Source organism: Parabacteroides sp. (assembly GCF_977054455.1).
In genome coordinates this window covers 36,111-55,885 of sequence record NZ_CDRTCT010000005.1, presented here as the reverse complement: position 1 = coordinate 55,885, position 19,775 = coordinate 36,111, and the positions used below count along the sequence as shown (strand labels likewise).

The following is a 19,775-nucleotide window of genomic DNA, read 5'->3' as shown; positions in this document are numbered from 1 at the left end:
TTTATCTGTTCAACCGTACAAAGGTACGACTTTTCATCTTTGTTCAAAAAATTTACGGATAGCTGTTGATTTCACAAACCTGCCATACGTGCCGGCAATCTCGACCATTTCCAGCATTTCAGGGATACTATATCCATCGGGAAAAGATTGGGGCAATCTATCGTCCGGTTTCTGCGTGAACCTGCCTACGTAATAGTTGTACACAAACACATTGTTGGTTGACTTTGTAAAATTGAACGTGCTTTTTTCAAATGATTGAAAAATATTCTCATGTACAAACGTGCTGTCCGGATAGCCGCCCCAAGAGTCGAAAGTCATCATGCTGCAGTCCATCTCTTCTATGTATTTCATTCCCCTATGGATAATATTACGGCAGATAGTCGTATTCTTTACCGGCCCGGCCAGATGGATCAACGGAGAAAACATGCCGACACGTGTCGGACGGGTCCGGCGGCCATCGTTAACACTGATATTGTATTGCACAACGGTCCCCACGTTCCCGGCATTGAAAGAAGCCGGAGCTTCGCCGGAGTTACAGATCAGCACCATCCCGCCATCATTATCGTGACTATAATTATACTGGATAAGCGTGTTCCGGCAATTCCAGTCCGAATCGAAACCTTGTGCATCCCAGGGAGCCTTATGGTCGCTCACCTCATTGAACTGGATAATCGTATTGTCGCAGCTCCACGGCCAGATACCGGCGGCGGCCTCCGTATCGGGAAGGGTGGCCGGACAATTGCGCATCACGTTATACTCGATCAACGTGCTGTCGCAACCGATCGGAACGATACCGTCGCCCGGTACCTCCTCTATCAGGTTTTTACGGATAACCGTATGTTTGCTCGGATGCCAGTTCTCCCGGCTGCTATATCCCGACCAGATCATCGCGTTACGGGCACAACGCCGGATCCGGCAATTCTCTATTGTCAGGCTGTCGAAGACGGATATGACATCTTTCCCTCCATTCACGATCAGGATGCCGCTACCGCCTCCTTCTTCCTTGACCAACGAACCATTCACATCCCGTATATCCACACCGTCTATGACGATGTTCTTGGATACTCCATAGTTCCGGCACTCGATCTTCAGCCCCGTGCGGTGCGGTTTCCTTTCCTTCCCGGTATTGACTATCTCCACATTCCGCAGTGTCAGATAATCCGAATTGAGGATACGGACGGCATACAGGGAAGTATCGTTGCCGACAATACAGGGCTTATCTCCCTCACCGTATGCCTCAATATAAATCCGGTTATCAGAGGTTCCTTGTCCCGATATTTCGAGTTCACCCTGAAAAGTATTCCCTCTTTTCAGAAGCACCCTGTCACCCGGATTCAGTTTCACGTCCCGAAGTTTGGAAAGGCTTTTCCAGGCATTCGATTCGGAAAGTCCGCTCTGATTATCATCGCCATTCGCAGCATCCAAATAATAAGTAGTCGAAAATTCCGAACAGCTTGCCAATACCAACAGAAGCAGGCAAGCGGAGAGTAAACAGGTTATTTTTTTCATGATATTCACTTATATTTTATGCTCAAAGATAATTATTCTTTATAAAAAATATAACTTTGTAAGCATTCTAACAAAAAACATCTATCATGAAACAAGCAATTCTAATTTCGACCGGCCTTTTGCTGGCAGCTCCTTTCATCCACGCGGAGAAGAATAAGGACAAGAAACCGAATGTCGTTTTTATCCTTGCGGACGATCTGGGTTATGGCGATCTAAGTTGTTACGGACAGGAAAAGTTCGAGACACCCAATATCGATAAGCTGGCACAAAGCGGAATGCGTTTTACGCAGTGCTATTCGGGGACCACCGTCAGCGCCCCTTCCCGCTCCTGCCTGCTGACAGGCACGCACAGCGGGCATACGCCTGTCCGCGGTAACCTCGAACTCGATCCGGAGGGGCAGTTTCCGCTTCCCGCCGATGCCCGTACCATCTTCGAAGTTATGAAAGATGCGGGATATAAGACATCCGCTTTCGGCAAATGGGGACTGGGCTATATCGGTACGACCGGGGATCCTAAAAATCAGGGTTGCGACACTTTCTACGGATATAATTGCCAGTTGCTGGCACACAGCTATTATCCCGACCACCTCTGGGACAACGACAAACGGGTGGAACTCGAAGACAACAACCTGAATGTACAGTACGGAGAAGGTACCTACTCGCAAGATCTTATTCACGGAAAAGCATTGGACTATCTGGACAATATGAATCCGGACGAACCGTTCTTCATGTGGTATCCGACCATTATCCCGCATGCGGAACTGATCGTGCCGGAAGACAGCATCATCCGAAAATTCCGTGGCATGTATCCGGAAAAACCTTACAAAGGAGTCGAACCGGGCAGCTCTGCCTTCCGCAAGGGAGGTTACTGCACGCAGTTCCATCCGCATGCCACTTTCGCCGCTATGGTCTACCGCCTGGACGTCTATGTCGGTCAGATCATCCAGAAGTTAAAAGACAAAGGCTTATATGATAACACCATCATCATCTTTGCAAGCGACAACGGCCCGCATATGGAAGGGGGCGCCGATCCCGACTTCTTCAACAGCAACGGGATTTATCGCGGATACAAACGGGATCTGTACGAAGGCGGCATCCGCGTCCCGATGATCATTTCCTGGCCGGGACATGTCCAACCGAGTACGGAAACCGATTTTATGTGCTCTTTCTGGGATGTATTACCGACCTTCGAAGAAATCATCCATCCGAAAGCCAAGCAGAAGGAAATGGACGGCGTCAGCATGCTCCCCCTCCTGGAAAACCGGAAAGGACAGAAAGAACATGAATTCCTGTATTTCGAATTCCAGGAACTGAACGGCCGCCAGGCCGTACGCAAAGGACCGTGGAAATTGGTTCACATGAATATCCGGGGTGACAAGCCCTATTATGAACTGTATAACTTGGCTTCCGACCCGTCGGAACGGCACAATATATTGGACCTGTATCCTGAAAAAGTAGCGGAACTGAAAGATATCATGGTCCGTGAACACAGACCGGATCCGAACTGGCCGCTATTGAAAGAGGAAAAGGCGAAATAATAGGGAAAATTTATAGAAAAGGATGTCAAAATCCAGGACAACCGCATCAAAATTTTCCAAGGTTGTGATCTACATACGAAGTTTTCTGCAAATCTTCTATCACTCTATCACTACAAAAGTGTAGCTATTGATATTCAATCGTTATATCAGTGATACAGGATATTTTCCTGTATCACTGCCTCTATCACTCCTGAGACATGATGTTTTTATCATATGATTGGGAACCAGCATATTGCCTTCTGTTACTTTTGAAAAAACATGTAAAATAATCGAATAAACAAATGTAAAAACGAATATAATAGGTATTAAATTGGCGAAATACGGTTCTTCATTCTACAAAAGCCATCTCATTTTTTAGCTGAAACAAGCACATAATGCTGTAAACACCCCCATGTTGCCCTCCTTTACATCCGGGTGTAGAGAACCGGTACATCCGGGTGTAAAAGAGGGCAACAGGGGGATGTCCGGCAACTAAAGTACCTTGCCGGACAATGAAAACCACCCGGTTTCACATATTTTATAGCCGTTTTTACATAAAATACATCGAGTGATTTGCAGAGATGGAATAGGGCGTTTATCATTTATATTATTTGCAATGCGCTTATATACAGTTGCATATAAACGCAATACCTGTTTTTCCTCCAAATTGCCGATGATAGGGTAGTGATACTGTAGTGATAGAGAAAACGGGCATATATCACTAATCAAACAAGTTGAATATCAATTGGTAAAAAGAAATCAGTGATACAGTGACAGAGGAAATGGGAAAACTTATATGATAAGGTCCTGTTTTTTCTTTGATATAGTTCATATGATTTTGATAATTACCTATATTCCTTATCACAAGAAAATAGTTTCCTGTCTTTTTGCTTTATCAGATTATTATCCTTTCCTTTGATAAATTAAAACAATAAAAATACTTAGCTATGGAACTTCAAATCATTCAAAACAAGATTTACGAGATCAGGGGACAACAGGTGATGCTGGATTTTGACCTGGCAATGTTGTACCAGGTAGAAACAAAACGCTTGAAAGAGCAGGTAAAGCGTAATAGCGAACGATTTCCAAGTGATTTCATGTTTATCCTTTCAGAAAAAGAATGGAGCGAACTGGTCGCAAATTGCGACCAGTTACCAAAAACAATAAAACATACTTATATCACACCATCCGCTTTCACACAGGAGGGCATAGCCATGCTGTCAAGCGTCCTTCGTTCCCCCGTAGCCATACAAGTTAATATAAACATCATGCGGGCTTTCGTAAAAACAAGACAATACATACTTGAAAGCAACCAGACAGCCAAAGAACTGGCCGAACTCAAACTCCAGCTTCGTTACCTTCGGGAAGATATGGAAAGCCTGTCTAAAGATCATGAAAGTTATGAACAACACTTTGATGATATATATTTGGCATTGGCCGAATTGGCTAACCGGAACAAGGAAAAAGAGAATAAACCCAGAAACAAAATCGGGTATGTAAAAGACTAAATCTTTCAATTTGCCGCTTCAACTCTTTATGTATTACAAAATTCACTAACTTTGTGGCTTTAAATAGAAAACGATAAAATAAACGATAAACGATCATGGAGTACAATTTCAGAGAAATTGAGAAAAAGTGGCACGAATACTGGATTGCCAATAAGGTTTATAAAGTCGAAAAAAATGCCGACAAACCAAAGTATTACGTTTTGGACATGTTCCCTTATCCGTCAGGAGCAGGACTACATGTAGGCCACCCGCTCGGTTACATCGCTTCTGATATTTATTCCCGTTACAAACGCCTGCAAGGCTTCAATGTTTTGCATCCGATGGGCTACGATGCCTACGGACTACCGGCAGAACAATATGCCATCCAAACCGGACAGCATCCTGAAGTAACGACAAAGAAAAACATCGCCCGTTATCGGGAACAGATGGACAAAATAGGTTTCAGCTACGACTGGAGCCGCGAGATCCGTACTTGCGATCCCGAATATTATAAATGGACGCAATGGGCATTCATCCAGATGTTCAACAGCTATTACTGCAACGACAAAAAGCAGGCACGTCCTATCAGCGAACTGGTTGCCGCTTTCGAACAGTCCGGAACGGAAGGCTTGAATGTCGCTTGCAGCGAAGAATTGCATTTCACGGCCGACGAATGGAAAGCCAAAAGCGAAAAAGAAAAACAGGAAATCCTGCTGAACTACCGGATCGCTTATCGGGGCGAAACGATGGTAAACTGGTGTGCCGCACTGGGAACCGTACTGGCCAACGACGAAGTGGTGAACGGCGTTTCCGAACGTGGCGGCTATCCGGTGGAACAAAAGATCATGCGCCAGTGGTGCCTGCGCGTATCCGCCTATGCACAACGCCTTCTGGACGGACTGGACACGATCGACTGGACAGACTCGCTGAAAGAAACACAGCGTAACTGGATCGGCCGCAGCGAAGGTGCCGAAATCCAGTTCAAAGTAAAAGACAGCGACCTCGAATTTACCATCTTTACAACCCGTGCCGACACCATGTTCGGTGTTACTTTCATGGTTTTGGCTCCTGAAAGCGAACTGGTCGCACAATTGACGACTCCGGAACAGAAGCAGGAAGTCGACGCTTATCTGGACCGCACTAAAAAACGTACGGAGCGCGAACGTATCGCCGATCGTTCCGTTACCGGTGTATTCAGCGGTTCATACGCAATCAATCCGTTCACGGGTGACGCCGTCCCCGTCTGGATCAGCGACTATGTATTGGCCGGCTACGGGACCGGTGCCATAATGGCCGTTCCGGCACACGACAGTCGCGACTATGCATTTGCCAAACATTTCAACTTGCCGATTGTCCCGCTGATCGAAGGTTGCGACGTAAGCGAAGAAAGTTTCGATGCGAAAGAAGGAATCGTCTGCAACTCACCGAGACCGGACGTAGCGCCTTATTGCGACCTGTCGTTGAACGGACTGACCGTAAAAGAAGCAATCGCCGCCACTAAGAAATACGTGGCAGAACATAAATTAGGACGCGTAAAGGTGAACTACCGCTTGCGCGACGCTATTTTCAGCCGCCAGCGTTATTGGGGCGAACCGTTCCCTGTCTATTACGATGCAGATGGTATGCCTCAGATGTTGCCCGTAGACAAATTGCCGTTAGAATTGCCCGAAGTAGACAAATTCCTGCCGACCGAAACAGGTGAACCGCCTTTAGGACACGCTGTAAAATGGGCATGGGACACCGTAAAACAGGAAGTCACGGAAGTCTCCCAAATAGACAACAAGACTATCTTCCCGCTGGAACTTTGCACGATGCCGGGATTCGCCGGTTCATCCGCCTATTACCTGCGTTACATGGACCCGCACAACGACCAAGCTTTGGTTGCGAAGGACGTAGATGAATACTGGCGCAACGTAGACCTGTATATCGGAGGAACCGAACATGCTACCGGACACCTTATCTACAGTCGTTTCTGGAATAAATTCCTGTGCGACCTGGGTGTTGTTTGCGAAGAGGAACCGTTCAAGAAACTGATCAACCAGGGTATGATCCAAGGACGTTCCAACTTCGTATATCGTATCAACGGAACAAACAAGTTCGTATCCCTGAACCTGAAAGATAAATACGAGGTCACTCCTATCCACGTAGATGTAAATATCGTATCAAACGACCTACTGGATATCGAAGCCTTTAAAAACTGGCGTCCGGAATATAACGATGCGGAATTCGTATTGGAAGATGGCAAATACATCTGCGGATGGGCAGTTGAAAAGATGTCGAAATCCATGTTCAACGTGGTCAATCCGGATATGATTGTCGAGAAATATGGCGCTGATACCCTCCGTTTGTATGAAATGTTCTTAGGTCCGTTGGAACAGTCCAAACCGTGGGACACGAACGGCATCGACGGCGTACACCGTTTCCTGAAAAAGCTATGGGGATTGTTCTTCGGTAATACAGATACGTTGCAGATCACGGATGCGGAACCGACAGCCGACGAACTAAAATCACTGCATAAACTGATCAAGAAAGTGACATACGACATCGAACATTTCTCGTACAACACTTCCATCAGCGCCTTTATGATCTGTGTAAACGAATTGAGCAGCTTGAAATGCAACAAGCGGACGATCCTGGAACAGTTAATCGTTCTGCTTGCCCCGTTCGCTCCTCATATTGCTGAAGAATTATGGCACACTTGCGGTCACGACACGACCGTATGTGATGCCGAATGGCCTGTCTACAACGAAGAATACTTGAAAGAAAACTCGCTTACTTACGCTATCTCCTTCAACGGGAAAGCCCGTTTCAGTATGGAACTTCCGGCCGATATGCCTCGCGAAGAGATAGAGAAAGCCGCTCTTGCCCATGAAAATTCGGCTAAGTGGATGGAAGGTAAGACTCCGAAAAAGATTATCGTTGTTCCCGGAAAGATTGTAAACATCGTAATCTAAATCTATTTATATGAAGCTTATAAACAACAAAGTCTATTTTGCTGTACAAGATTACCTGATGATCCTGTTGGGTACCCTCTTGTACGGCTTCGGCTTCAACGCTTTCATTCTGTCGAATGAAATTATCACCGGTGGAGTCAGTGGTATTTGTGCCTTGATCTTTTTTGCCAGTAATGAATTAATCCCCGTTTCAGTCTCTTACTTTGTCATAAACATCGTATTGCTGTTAGCGGCACTGAAAATTTTAGGATTCAAATTCCTGATAAAAACGATTTTCGGAGTATTCTCTTTGTCGGCTTCCTTGTCATTTTTCGAATGGCTTCTGAAAGGGCAGCCACTTTTACACGATCAACCGTTTATGTCCATCATCATCGGTGCATTCCTCTGCGGGTCCGGCCTCGGACTTGTCTTCTCGGCAAACGGAAGTACGGGAGGAACGGATATCGTTGGGGCTATTGTAAACAAATACAAGAATATATCGATCGGGCGAGCCTTGCTGTTCTGCGATTTTATCATCATCGGCTCTTCATTCTTTCTGTTCCATGATGTCGAAAAGATCGTTTTCGGGTTCGTTGAAATGTTTGTAAGCAATTATATAATCGACGTCGTCCTGAACGGAAACCGTCAATCCGTCCAGTTCCTGATCTTTTCCCAGAAATACGACGAAATAGCCGAACGGATCATCCATGACCTGGATCGCGGTTGCACCATCCTCGACGGTGTAGGCGGATATTCCCGCAAACCGGTCAAAGTCGTTGTATTGCTGGCAAAAAAATCAGAATCCGTCTCCATCTTCCGCCTAGTAAAACAAATCGACCACCAAGCCTTCATCTCCCAAAGTATCGTCAGAGGGGTATATGGGGAAGGGTTTGACCAGATAAAAACTTAAAACAATCATCCAAACAATTTAAAGCACTTCCGTACGTTATATACACATCGTATAGAAGTGCTTTTTTATTCATACTCAACAAACATGAAACTTGTATTTGCAACAAATAACCAGCATAAGCTGGATGAAGTCCGGAAAATAGTTGCCGGATATACAGAAATAGTAAGTCTTTCGGATATCGATTGTCATGATGATATACCCGAAACAGCAGACACACTGGAAGGCAATGCCCTTCAAAAAGCTCGTTACATAAAAGATAATTTTGGCTATGATTGCTTCGCTGACGACACCGGTTTGGAAGTAGAAGCCCTCGGCAATGCTCCAGGAGTATACTCGGCTCGTTATGCTGGTCCCGGACACGATTCCGAAGCCAACATGAACAAACTTCTTCACGAAATGGAAGGCAAAGAAAACCGGAAAGCCCGCTTCCGCACGGTCATAGCTCTTATTTTAGATGAAAAAGAGTATCTGTTCGAAGGAATTGTAAACGGCACTATCATCGAGGAAAAACGAGGAGGAAGCGGTTTTGGATACGATCCTATATTTGTTCCCGACACCTATTCGCAAACATTTGCCGAAATGGGTAACGACATCAAGAATCAGATCAGTCATCGTGCCGAAGCAGTTAAAAAGCTAACTGCCTTTTTATCAAATTACACACTCTAACATCAGGATTAATATGAGAAATATATTGACTATTATCTTGCTTTTCATACTATCATTTCCTGTCTTAGCAGCCGACGACAACACACTCGGATGGAAAACGTATCTCTCCTACAACAACACCGACTATGTAGAAGAATCAGCCGATCAGGTATTCGTTGTAGCGGAAGGAGCTTTGTACACGTATGGAAAAGAAGATAATAGCATTAAACAATATTACAAAGGAAACGGATTAAATGACACCGAAATACAATTTATTTCTTATAACCAATCAACCAAGTCTCTGCTGATTGTTTACAAAAACTGTAACATTGACATCTTGCAAGAAGGTTCGATAAAGAATATTCCTTATCTGTCCACTACTACATCAATAAGAAATAAAGAAGTCAATTCCGTCATGATCCATAACGAATATGCTTATTTATCCATTAAATCAGGTATAGTAGTCATCAATATGGAAAAAAAAGAAATAACCGATACCTATAATTTATCCATAAATATCACATCCTGTGCTATTCTGAACGATCATATATATGCTTCCACAACAGAATCGTCCCGCATTCTCTATGCTTCTTTAAAAGATAATCTTTTGGATACATCAAACTGGAAAACTTATACAATCCCGGGATTTTCATCTGACAATTCTGTTGATAAAATCGTATTATTCAAGAATCAGTTGTTTTATTTGACAAAGAATAAAGGAGTCTATTACGAATCTAACGGTACGACAGTTCCTCTGGTAAGCAATAATTCAATGAATAATATTAAAGTTACCAGTGATAAACTGGCTTGCATAGCTGCTTCACAAATTTACCTGTTTACAGACACAAAGGCTTTCGATCAAATCAACAACCTGCCCATTAAGGATATCAGCACTTATCAAACCGACAAATATTGGATAGCCGAAGGAAACAAAGGTTTGCGCTCTATCAAAAGAACAGGAGCCAATCAGTTTGAAGCGACAAGCGAACCGATCACGTTGAACGGCCCGTACATGAACAGCGCTTACAACATAATCTGCAAGAAAGGCAAAGTTTATGTCATACCGGGCGGTAAAAACCTCAATGGATATCGATTGAACAAATGGGGAATGGTCATGGTATACGATTACGACAAATGGACCTATCTCGACCCTTCGATTGTCCAAAAAGAACTGAAAGTGTGGCCTCGCGATTATACAGGTATAGTGGTTGACTTTGATGAATCAGAGAACGAAATCATATACGCATCATCATACGGAGATGGCATCGTCCAATACAAAAACAGAGAACCCGTCGCCTTATATGACCAAAAGAACAGCCCTATCGAGAACGCCGGTGGCTATTCATCCCGTTATTGCTATATGGACGGGGTTACGCTCGATAAGGACGGTAACTTGTGGATGACCAATTCGGAAGTAAGCAAAGCTATTAAGATATTGGATAAAGAAGGAAAATGGCATGGCATCTCGGTCGAATCTTTAAACAACAAATACACCGTAAATGACATACTTATTACTTCAAATAACGATAAATGGATAAACATACCGCGCCCTACCAACCAGTCTTGTCTGACAGTCATAGCCAATGGTAATTCGCTTGACGAGGTGACCTCTTATACTTTCAAAAGTTTCATCGATACGGATGGCAAGGATTTCTCTCCCAGCAACTTTCATTGCATGGCAGAAGATAAAGACGGGTATATCTGGGTAGGTACCAACAAAGGAGCTATCTATTTCACCAACCCCAAACAGGCTTCATCCGAAAACGCCTCGTCGATGCGTTGCACACGCGTAAAACTGATAAATGAAGATGGAAGCCCGTATTATTTTCTTGACAACGTAGTCATATCAACCATCAAAGTGGATGCCGGGAACCAGAAATGGATCGGAACAGAAAACAATGGCGTTTACGTTCTAAACAATGACAATCAGGAAGTCGTCCATCACTTCAATACTTCCAACAGCCCTCTCCTATCCGACCTCGTCTATTCGATCGACATAAATGGTGAAACAGGTGAAGTCTTCATCGGTACGGATAAAGGCCTGGTCTCCTATAAAGGAGAAGCAACGGAAGGGAAAAGCGACTATTCGAATGTTTACGCCTATCCTAATCCTGTCCGTCCGGAACATAGAAACAAAGTAACGATTACCGGTTTAATGGACAATTCCATCGTAAAAATAACAGATTTGAATGGAAATCTAATCTATCAAACCCAATCGTCAGGCGGACAAGCTACATGGAATTGCAATAACAATAAAGGTGCACGAGTGGCTTCAGGTATCTATCTGGTACTTTCGGCTACCGAAGATTCAAAAGAAAGTGTGGTAACCAAGATTGCCATCATTAAATAAAAAAATGAGTTCAATAAAAAATACATTGCTCGATACCAATCTGATAATTCAAGTAAAAGAGGCCAACAACTTTGACTTCATCCGCTTCTTCTTAGCCTATTCGGTCATGTTCAACCACTTCAGCACGTTGACAGATACTAATCCGTTTTGGATCGTTAGCGGAGGATTCCGTGTGAAAGGATTTTTCATCATCAGCGGATTCTTGGTCATGTTCAGTTTTTTACGTTCATCTGATACCTATATTTTCTTTCGTAAACGTGTGCAACGCATTATGCCAGCCTATTCTTTAGTGATCTTACTGTGCCTGATATTGGGATTTTGTCTGACTGTATTGCCGCATCGTGAATTTCTTACATCTTCCCAATCTTATACTTATTTATTTACCAATTTGCTTACTTTGAATTTTCTTTGCCCAGATCTTCCGGGCGTCTTTGAGGACAACACAATGCACGCCATGAACGGTTCCCTCTGGACGATCAAAGTTGAACTGATGCTATATATGACAGTCCCTCTCATTTACTGGTTACTGAGGAAATATAACAAGCTGATATGTCTGTGGCTCATCTATCTCCTCTCCTTTGCCTATCATACGACCTGCAACCATTTGGCCGACACGACACACGAACCTATATATGAATTTCTGAAACGCCAATTTCCCGGACAGATGATGTATTTCTGCTCAGGTATCATCCTACTAATCTACTTCCCGCTGTTCAGGAAATATATGAAATACCTGCTTCCGGCAGGCATCCTGCTGTTTGCCTGCCGAGATATACCGCTGCTGAGCATATTCGAACCCATCGCGCTGGCTTCCGTCATTTTATCGGTAGCCTATGGATTCAAATGGCTACACGTATTCAACCGGATGGGAAATTTCTCCTATGGGATATTCCTGTCGCATTTCCCTGTCATCCAAACATTCATCCACTTCGGACTGCACGAATATAGCCTGTCCCTGACATTGGCGCTGACAACCGTCATCTGCACCTGCTTCGGCATGTTGTCATGGAAGTATATCGAAAAACCCTGCCTCTACCGACCAAAATTCGGAAACAATAGAAGTAATAAAACCCAATATGCCAAAGATTTTATACAAGGATAACCGACACACTGTCTCCACTACCGCGACTCCATAATGGATGCCAATATAAAGTTAGTAATCTTTTCAGCCCCTTTCCTATTAGGATGGATGGCATCGTAAAAATCGGAAGCGTCCAGCTGTTCCATACAATCGATAACCGGCACAAAATAATATTTTTCCTTGAAAAGTCGCAAGGCGCGTTTCTTGTCCGAATTGGACATGGATGTAACATCCGGATTATAAGGCATCACGACCAAACAATAGTCGATGCCTTTGTCCTTCAATAACGCGTGTGCCTTCATTATCAAATCGACCCATTCCTCCCTGATATGGAATGAATCCAGCCTATTCGTCCGATTCTGCTCCTCCACGCTGTGACGATAAAGGGTTTCGTTCCGGTCGGACATGCTCGAGTTAGGATAACGCAATTCGGTTTCCAACATCCCGGTCACCACATCATCGTCCAGCAAATCGCGTATCCAAGAAGCCAGTCCCATAAACAAACAATTACGCGCCTCATAATTATAACAGGCATCCGGATAGTCCATCCTTTCATGCAAGCCGGGCAGGAAGGCACGAGTCGCCTCGTCCATCTCGTACCCATACATATGCAAAGCAACTCGGTTAGGGAGATCCATATCATTTATCGGGTCAGCCAACCGATCAATGTCCACACATTGTATGACTCTTTTCACCGATGAAGGCAAAGAGGTATAATAAAGAATGCTTTCGCTCAGCGTTTGCCCGGTCGAAGTAAAGCTGTAAACAACCGGATTGCCTTCCAGTTTTTCCTCCAATTGATACCCGTTTATGCCGCTCATGCCTCTACTGTTTCCAAAAACGACAACTTCCGGCACATGGGAAGTATTGTCCAACGTATTCAGTATCAAACGTGTCCTCGCATAATCATTCGGGAAAGCCCTGTATATGGAAGGTGTACACCAATTAAACAACATCAACAAAATGAACACGAACGAAAAAAAGAATCCTATACTTGCTTTTTGCCTGTTTGTTGACCTCATAAACCATCAAAATTGAAAATAAATGAAACTTGAAGCATTATTACCGAAAAAGTAAATGGAGAACAAGATCATGCCATACAAGCCATACCGCACGCATTTGTTTCCGACTGCGCTTATGTCCAATCCGAAAGCCTTGTCCCTGTTCCACCATTCCACGATCAGCATAACAATAATAAAACACAAAGAAATCAACGCATACACATTATCGATGCCCATTATTTTCGGAACCCACAACAAAGAAGGCGAACATAACCTTAAAATGTAATCCACAGCCATGGACAATGTTTCCGACCTGAAGAAAATCCATCCTACAACGACAAAAACAAATGTGACAGGCACGGATAACATGGAACTGAATTGCGGCCAATACCTGTCGTATTTTTTTGCCAAAAATAAGCAAACGACCAACAGGCCATGGTAGACGCCCCATGTAACGAACATCCAATCAGCCCCATGCCATAATCCGCTTAAAAGAAATACGATCAAAACGTTCCGAATATATTTCGGAACGCCTCGCCAGCTTCCTCCTAACGGAATATAGACATAGTCCACAAACCAAGTATTCAAAGAAATATGCCACCTGCGCCAGAAATCGATTATGTTGGAGGAGAAATAAGGATAATTGAAATTCCTGTACAAATGAATCCCGAACAATTTGGCCGTTCCGATCGCAATATCCGAATATCCGGAAAAATCACCATATATTTGGAAAGCGAACAAGACCGCTCCCATCCATAGCGTACTCGCAGAGTAATCGGTATAATTGTCAAAAATATCATTGACTGCCACTGCGCAATTATCGGCGATCACCACCTTCTTAAAAAATCCCCACAACATCTGCCGAACGCCATCCACAGCAGTATCATAAACGAAAACACGCGGCTTATAAAACTGAACCAACAAATGAGTGGCTCTTTCAATAGGGCCCGCCACCAATTGAGGAAAAAAACTGACATAGGCGAAAAAGGCGACAATATCTTTCGTCGGCTGCAACTTTCCCCTATATACATCTATAGTATAACTTAACGCCTGGAATGTATAAAAGCTAATACCGACAGGCAAGATAACATATAAAGTACTTGCATGCAATGTTATCCCGAATGCAGAAAAAAGCCTGATGAAGCTATCAATGAAAAAATCATAGTACTTGAAGAAAAACAGAATGGACAAATTCAATAACAAGTTACCGGCCACAACCCATCTGCACCCAAGACGCACAACTTTTTCATCTCCCTGATATTTATCCCTTATTCCCTGTATCCCGATACCGCTCAACCAACTGAAAAAAGAAGTACATGCTATCAATGAAAGAAAACGTACGTCCCACCATCCGTAAAACAAATAACTGGCAAATACGACAAACAAATTCTGCAACCGGACACTCCTACCAAACACAAACCAATAAGAGAGAAATACCAGCGGAAGATATACTAAAAACTCAAAGGAGTTAAACAACATACTGTCCCATGTTTTTTAACCCGTTTACAACCCCAACCTCTCCGATATCTCCAGCATCCTTTTGATCGGGCGGATCGCTTTTTCCTGTACTTGTTCGTCGACAAAGATTTCAGGGAGTTCGTATTTCAAACAGTTATACAGTTTTTCCATCGTGTTCAGGCGCATGAAATTGCATTCATTGCAAGCACATGTGCTGTCGTTGGGAGGAGCCGGAATAAATTCCTTATCGGGACTTTGCTTGCGCATTTCGTGAATAACGCCGCTTTCCGTCGCTACAATGAATTGTTTCTTATCCGACTTGACAGTATGCTTCAACAGAGCGGCAGTCGATCCTACGAAGTCTGAGACCTGTATAACGGGCTGTTTGCACTCCGGATGAGTAATGACTTCGGCATCCGGATACTGCTTTTTCAATTCCACTATCTTTTCGAGTGAAAACTGTTCATGCACATGGCAGGCGCCATCCCAAAGCAACATCTTGCGTCCGGTAATGCCATTAATATAATTTCCTAAGTTCCGGTCCGGACCGAAAATGATCTTCGTGTCTTCCGGGAAACTTTCAACGATCTGGCGGGCATTGGTAGAAGTCACTACCACGTCTGTCACGGCCTTTACAGCAGCTGTCGTATTTACATACGAAATCACCACATGACCGGGATGCTGTTTTACAAATTCAGCAAAATCGACAGCCGGACAGCTATCTGCCAACGAGCAGCCGGCATTCAAATCCGGTACCAACACTTTCTTGTCCGGGCACAACACCTTCGCCGTTTCACCCATAAAATGGACACCACAGAAAACGATGATATCGGCCGTCGTCTTGGCTGCCTGTTGCGCCAATGCCAAACTGTCTCCCACAAAATCTGCTATATCTTGAATATCACCCGTCTGATAATAATGAGCAAGGATAACGGCGTTCTTTTCTTTACGCATCCTGTTTATCTCTTCCTTCAAGTCCAAACCCTTTGGAATGGGTGCGTCCATATATCCGATCGATTGGTTTGTCAACATAGTTACCTGTATTAAATGATTGTAAAATTCAATAATCACTCATGAGCATAAACCGTTATTTACAGCCTATCAACAAAGTTATCATCATTCTTTATAACTGATAATCTTTATTTTACTCCTATTATCAACTATGAGTTGATAATGTGCAAAGGTAAAAACTTTATTGATTTTCCCATAGGAAACATATATAAAACAAATAAACAGGCAGGAGAGAATGTAAGAAATCAGCCAGACAAATACCAAAGACTCCCGGCAGGTTTCCACCAAAATACTTACATCTTTCCCAAAAGGCTTGCCGCCGGTTTTCTCTATCCCTTCCTTTCAAAGTTATCCACAATCATATTATCATAATCTTATTTATTCTTTATTTTAAATCTAAATATGATAATTATAATAGCCTGTTGAAACAGTTAATACAATTATGCTACAATACTTGTCCGGTTCGTTGTTAAACGCTGTAAACGACTTATTAAGTAGATACCAACATCCTATTTATCGTTTTATATATTGGTATCCTTTGCTTTACGGACTTTATTAGTTTCCGGTTGAAAACTCCTTGTGTGTAAAAGTTTATAGCGGTTGAGGGCTGTTGATACGTGCATAACCGCTGTTGAAAGGGCGTAGTAAATAATCCGTTACTTTTATTGCATAATAAAAACAAGAGGATGTATAGCGAACAAATCGAATAATGCAAGAACTATTTTTCATTTTGTGTCCACCACTTATCAATAGCTTTTCAACGGCATATCCACATTAATTCACTACTTTTGCGGGCAAAGAAATGATAGCTATGCGCAAGTTAAAGATAACAGAGCTGAACCGCCTGACTCCGGAAGCATTCAAAGATAGTAAAAAAATTCCGTTGGTCGTTGTGCTCGACCATGTAAGAAGCTTGAACAATGTGGGATCCGTGTTTCGTACGTCTGATGCTTTCAGGGTGGAGAGTATTTATCTGTGCGGTATCACGGCTTGTCCGCCTCATGCCGAGATCCACAAGACGGCTTTGGGGGCGGAAGAGACTGTCGACTGGAAGTATTTCGAAGATACGATGGAAGCTGTTGATAAACTGAAGCAACAAGGATATACCGTCTGTGCGGTTGAGCAGGCCGAAGGCAGTACGATGTTGGACAAGTTGTTGTTGGACAAGAATAAAAAGTATGCCGTTATTATGGGAAACGAAGTGAAAGGTGTTCAACAATGTGTCGTTGATAACTGTGATATGTGCATTGAAATACCGCAATACGGGACTAAGCATTCTCTGAATGTATCGGTGACTACCGGTATCATTATCTGGGATTTCTTCAAGCAGTTGTCAGATTAACCCGTTTTCGACAAGTACGACCACCCGTTCCGTCATGGCGTCTTTTCCTTTGGGATCATATTCGGTTTTCAGGCTGGCGCCGAACATGCCGGCAAACAGGTTCCAGAAGCCTGCCCGGAAACTGCCTAAATAGGCTTTCAACAGGTTATAGCTCGATTGGTTACATTCTCTGTCAATCAGTTTGATAAGCAGTTTGCCTTGTGAGAAGGTCAGTTTTTTCAACTGCGGTTTATATTCCTGGAAGAGTTCTTTCTCCATCCGTTTCAAATGTGCCTGACGGGACTTTTCGTCGGGGAGCGTCTCCATATATTCATAGGTTTCGATCAGTGTTTCATAAACCATTTTGGCATACGGCAACGTGCGCTTCACATCGCGAACTAACTTGTTGTATCGGGCTTGTTCTCGTTTATTCTTAAACTTTACCGGAGGGTAAATAAATATTTCCCGTAAATTAACAACAGGCACCGTATCCTTTCCATCCAGATAAGCTTTTTGTAATCCTTCTGGAACGGTATTGATCTTCAATTTTTGTGCATGGGCTCCTACCGCGCACAACATGAATATTATCAATATTTTATACTTGCCTCTCAACATCGTTCACAAAAGTAATCGATTTACGAATAGCATCTGCCGGTTTTACAGAATTTGACTAATCGGTGTGATAGCTCCGATTATAGAAAATAAAGGGATGTGTTGTAAATAAGTTGTTAATGTGTTGCAGGGATTATATAAATCATTACCTTTGTGACAATATAAACAACTAAAATCAACAGACTATGAAACATACTGTTATCTTCCCATATTTATCAATCCTGAATATATAGTCCATAAATAATAATCATTCAAAAAACTTGTATTATGAAAAAAGAAGAAATCAAGGACTTATTGGATAAGTTTGAAGCTGCTGCAAATGTTGTAGAAGGCATAGAATGTTGGAGTGCCAGAGAGTTGCAACCATTGCTGGGCTATGCAAAGTGGGATAACTTTATTAACAATGTAGTAGTGAAAGCAAAAGAAGCATGTAAACATGCAGGAGAAGAAATACAAAACCATTTTCCCGACGTCGGGAAAATGGTTTCTATAGGGTATGGAGTTGAAAAACAAATAGATGACATTCTATTAACACGTTATGCATGCTATTTAATAGCCCAAAATGGGGATAGTAGAAAGCCTCAGATAGCTTTCGCCCAAACTTATTTTGCCGTACAAACGCGTAAGGCTGAGATCATTGAACAACGCCTTTTGGATTATGAACGTGTAAAAGCGCGTGAAAAACTGAGTAAAACAGAAAAACAACTGTCCGGTATATTATATGAACGGGGAATTGATAGTAAAGGTTTTGCCGTTATCCGTTCAAAAGGTGACCAGGCTCTATTCAATATGAACACACAGATGTTGAAAAAGAAAATGGGAGTTCCTTCCGGACGTCCGGTTGCCGATTTCCTTCCGACTGTAAGTATCAAAGCTAAAGATTTGGCTGCTGAAATGACAAATATCAATGTACAAACAAAAGATTTATACGGGCAATCTCCTATTGAAAAGGAGCATGTTGATAATAATTCGGCGGTTCGGGATATGTTGCTGAAAAGAGGGATTCGTCCTGAACAGTTATCTCCTGATGAAGATGTGAAGAAAGTCCGGAAGAGAATAGAAAATGAGGATAAGAAAGTTTTGAAAAAAAATAATCCTGAAAGTTGACGATTTAAACAAACCTTATTATGAAATCAATAAATTTGTTCGTTTTGTTTTTTGTATCTATCAACATTCATGCTGTTGATAACTTCCGTATTCCCGATATCCGTAGTTTGGGAATGGGAGGAAACGGGGTTACGCAATCTGTTTTGTTTAATCCGGCATTGGTGGCTTTGCATACTGATAAAATTATTCATTTAGAATACTTTAATCGCTATGGTGTAAAAGAACTGGGAACGGTGGGGATTGGTTTTGTCTACCCTAATCCGTTGTTGTCGGCAGGTGTTGATATCTCTTCTTTCGGATACGATCAGTATAGGGAAACTCTTTTTCGGTTGTCGGTCGGGAAACGGTTGAATGACCGGTGGAGGATCGGCATTGGTTTCCAATATAAGATGTTACAGACCGACTTGTGGGAAGAAGTACCGAAGCAACTTTCCACAGATGTCGGAATCTTGTTTGCTCCCGTTGACAAACTGTTGATTGGAATGTTGATAATGGATTTTCCTTCTATTGCCATTCATAAATATACTGCTGAAATAAAATGTTTTACCGGTTATTTCGTACAAATAGGTTTTCAATGGGAGGTTATTAACGGGTTGTTGATAGCAGGAACCGTTGAAAGCAATAAAACGCATGTATTGACAGGAAATGCGGGCATTGAATATGCTCCGTTCGGAAACTTTCGTATACGGGCGGGAGTACAGACCACTCCTCTCCTGCCCACTTTGGGTATCGGATACCGTCTGGTTGGATTTACAGTAGATGTCGCGACAGTTTATCATCCGGTTTTGGGAGTCAGTACCGGACTGGGTTTAAGTTATTCCTTTTAATCAGGC

Annotated in this window: 15 protein-coding genes; 10 read left to right on the top strand and 5 right to left on the bottom strand. The window is 43.0% G+C overall.

Annotation, left to right across the window (positions count from 1 at the left end):
• Positions 1–33: 33 nt before the first annotated feature.
• On the bottom strand, positions 34–1,509 hold the full coding sequence (locus ACW6QF_RS03500; protein WP_456086844.1) for a right-handed parallel beta-helix repeat-containing protein: 1,476 nt from the start codon (positions 1,507–1,509) through the stop codon (positions 34–36).
• Positions 1,510–1,595: 86 nt separating this feature from the next.
• On the opposite strand from ACW6QF_RS03500, the gene ACW6QF_RS03495 reads away from it, so the two are divergent.
• The 7 genes from ACW6QF_RS03495 to ACW6QF_RS03465 all read left to right on the top strand — a co-directional run bounded on the left by ACW6QF_RS03495 (position 1,596) and on the right by ACW6QF_RS03465 (position 12,453).
• Complete coding sequence (locus tag ACW6QF_RS03495) at positions 1,596–3,047, top strand: arylsulfatase (protein ID WP_456086843.1); 1,452 nt, start codon at positions 1,596–1,598, stop codon at positions 3,045–3,047.
• 926 nt (positions 3,048–3,973) lie between these two features.
• The gene (locus ACW6QF_RS03490; protein ID WP_298553223.1) at positions 3,974–4,534 is read left to right on the top strand and encodes an ORF6N domain-containing protein; all 561 of its coding nucleotides are present in this window, start codon (positions 3,974–3,976) and stop codon (positions 4,532–4,534) included.
• A gap of 95 nt (positions 4,535–4,629) precedes the next feature.
• The gene (leuS, locus tag ACW6QF_RS03485; protein ID WP_456086842.1) at positions 4,630–7,467 is read left to right on the top strand and encodes a leucine--tRNA ligase; all 2,838 of its coding nucleotides are present in this window, start codon (positions 4,630–4,632) and stop codon (positions 7,465–7,467) included.
• A 10-nt stretch (positions 7,468–7,477) separates the two neighbouring features.
• Positions 7,478–8,356, top strand: coding sequence for a YitT family protein (locus ACW6QF_RS03480; protein WP_298553221.1), 879 nt, complete (start codon positions 7,478–7,480; stop codon positions 8,354–8,356).
• Between the two features lie 84 nt (positions 8,357–8,440).
• Positions 8,441–9,022 carry a non-canonical purine NTP diphosphatase gene (locus ACW6QF_RS03475; protein ID WP_456086841.1) on the top strand — a complete coding sequence of 194 codons (582 nt, stop codon included), beginning with the start codon at positions 8,441–8,443 and terminating at the stop codon, positions 9,020–9,022.
• A 13-nt stretch (positions 9,023–9,035) separates the two neighbouring features.
• Complete coding sequence (gene porZ, locus ACW6QF_RS03470) at positions 9,036–11,351, top strand: type IX secretion system anionic LPS delivery protein PorZ (RefSeq protein ID WP_456086840.1); 2,316 nt, start codon at positions 9,036–9,038, stop codon at positions 11,349–11,351.
• A 4-nt stretch (positions 11,352–11,355) separates the two neighbouring features.
• On the top strand, positions 11,356–12,453 hold the full coding sequence (locus ACW6QF_RS03465; RefSeq protein WP_456086839.1) for an acyltransferase family protein: 1,098 nt from the start codon (positions 11,356–11,358) through the stop codon (positions 12,451–12,453).
• A gap of 17 nt (positions 12,454–12,470) precedes the next feature.
• Here ACW6QF_RS03465 and ACW6QF_RS03460 read toward each other — a convergent pair whose 3' ends face one another.
• Genes ACW6QF_RS03460 through nadA form a run of 3 tightly spaced genes read right to left on the bottom strand, consistent with a single transcriptional unit; the run spans position 12,471 to position 15,923 of the window.
• The gene (locus tag ACW6QF_RS03460; RefSeq protein ID WP_456086838.1) at positions 12,471–13,454 is read right to left on the bottom strand and encodes a hypothetical protein; all 984 of its coding nucleotides are present in this window, start codon (positions 13,452–13,454) and stop codon (positions 12,471–12,473) included.
• A 6-nt stretch (positions 13,455–13,460) separates the two neighbouring features.
• A complete protein-coding gene (locus ACW6QF_RS03455; RefSeq protein WP_456086837.1) occupies positions 13,461–14,912 on the bottom strand; it encodes an MBOAT family O-acyltransferase in 1,452 nt (483 codons plus the stop codon).
• Positions 14,913–14,936: 24 nt separating this feature from the next.
• Complete coding sequence (gene nadA / locus ACW6QF_RS03450) at positions 14,937–15,923, bottom strand: quinolinate synthase NadA (protein WP_456086836.1); 987 nt, start codon at positions 15,921–15,923, stop codon at positions 14,937–14,939.
• A gap of 790 nt (positions 15,924–16,713) precedes the next feature.
• On the opposite strand from nadA, the gene ACW6QF_RS03445 reads away from it, so the two are divergent.
• Positions 16,714–17,244, top strand: coding sequence for an RNA methyltransferase (locus ACW6QF_RS03445; protein WP_298553211.1), 531 nt, complete (start codon positions 16,714–16,716; stop codon positions 17,242–17,244).
• Here ACW6QF_RS03445 and ACW6QF_RS03440 read toward each other — a convergent pair.
• Positions 17,236–17,838 (bottom strand): DUF4294 domain-containing protein, encoded by a 603-nt coding sequence (locus ACW6QF_RS03440; RefSeq protein ID WP_298553209.1) that lies wholly within the window; start codon positions 17,836–17,838, stop codon positions 17,236–17,238. The two genes, ACW6QF_RS03445 and ACW6QF_RS03440, sit on opposite strands and share 9 nt — an antisense overlap.
• A 264-nt stretch (positions 17,839–18,102) precedes the next feature.
• Between ACW6QF_RS03440 and dinD the strand changes: the two genes are divergently transcribed.
• Together dinD and ACW6QF_RS03430 are read left to right on the top strand one after the other, a co-directional pair.
• Positions 18,103–18,942, top strand: coding sequence for a DNA damage-inducible protein D (dinD, locus tag ACW6QF_RS03435; protein WP_456086835.1), 840 nt, complete (start codon positions 18,103–18,105; stop codon positions 18,940–18,942).
• A 20-nt stretch (positions 18,943–18,962) separates the two neighbouring features.
• Positions 18,963–19,769 carry a hypothetical protein gene (locus tag ACW6QF_RS03430; protein ID WP_456086834.1) on the top strand — a complete coding sequence of 269 codons (807 nt, stop codon included), beginning with the start codon at positions 18,963–18,965 and terminating at the stop codon, positions 19,767–19,769.
• Positions 19,770–19,775 lie beyond the last annotated feature (6 nt).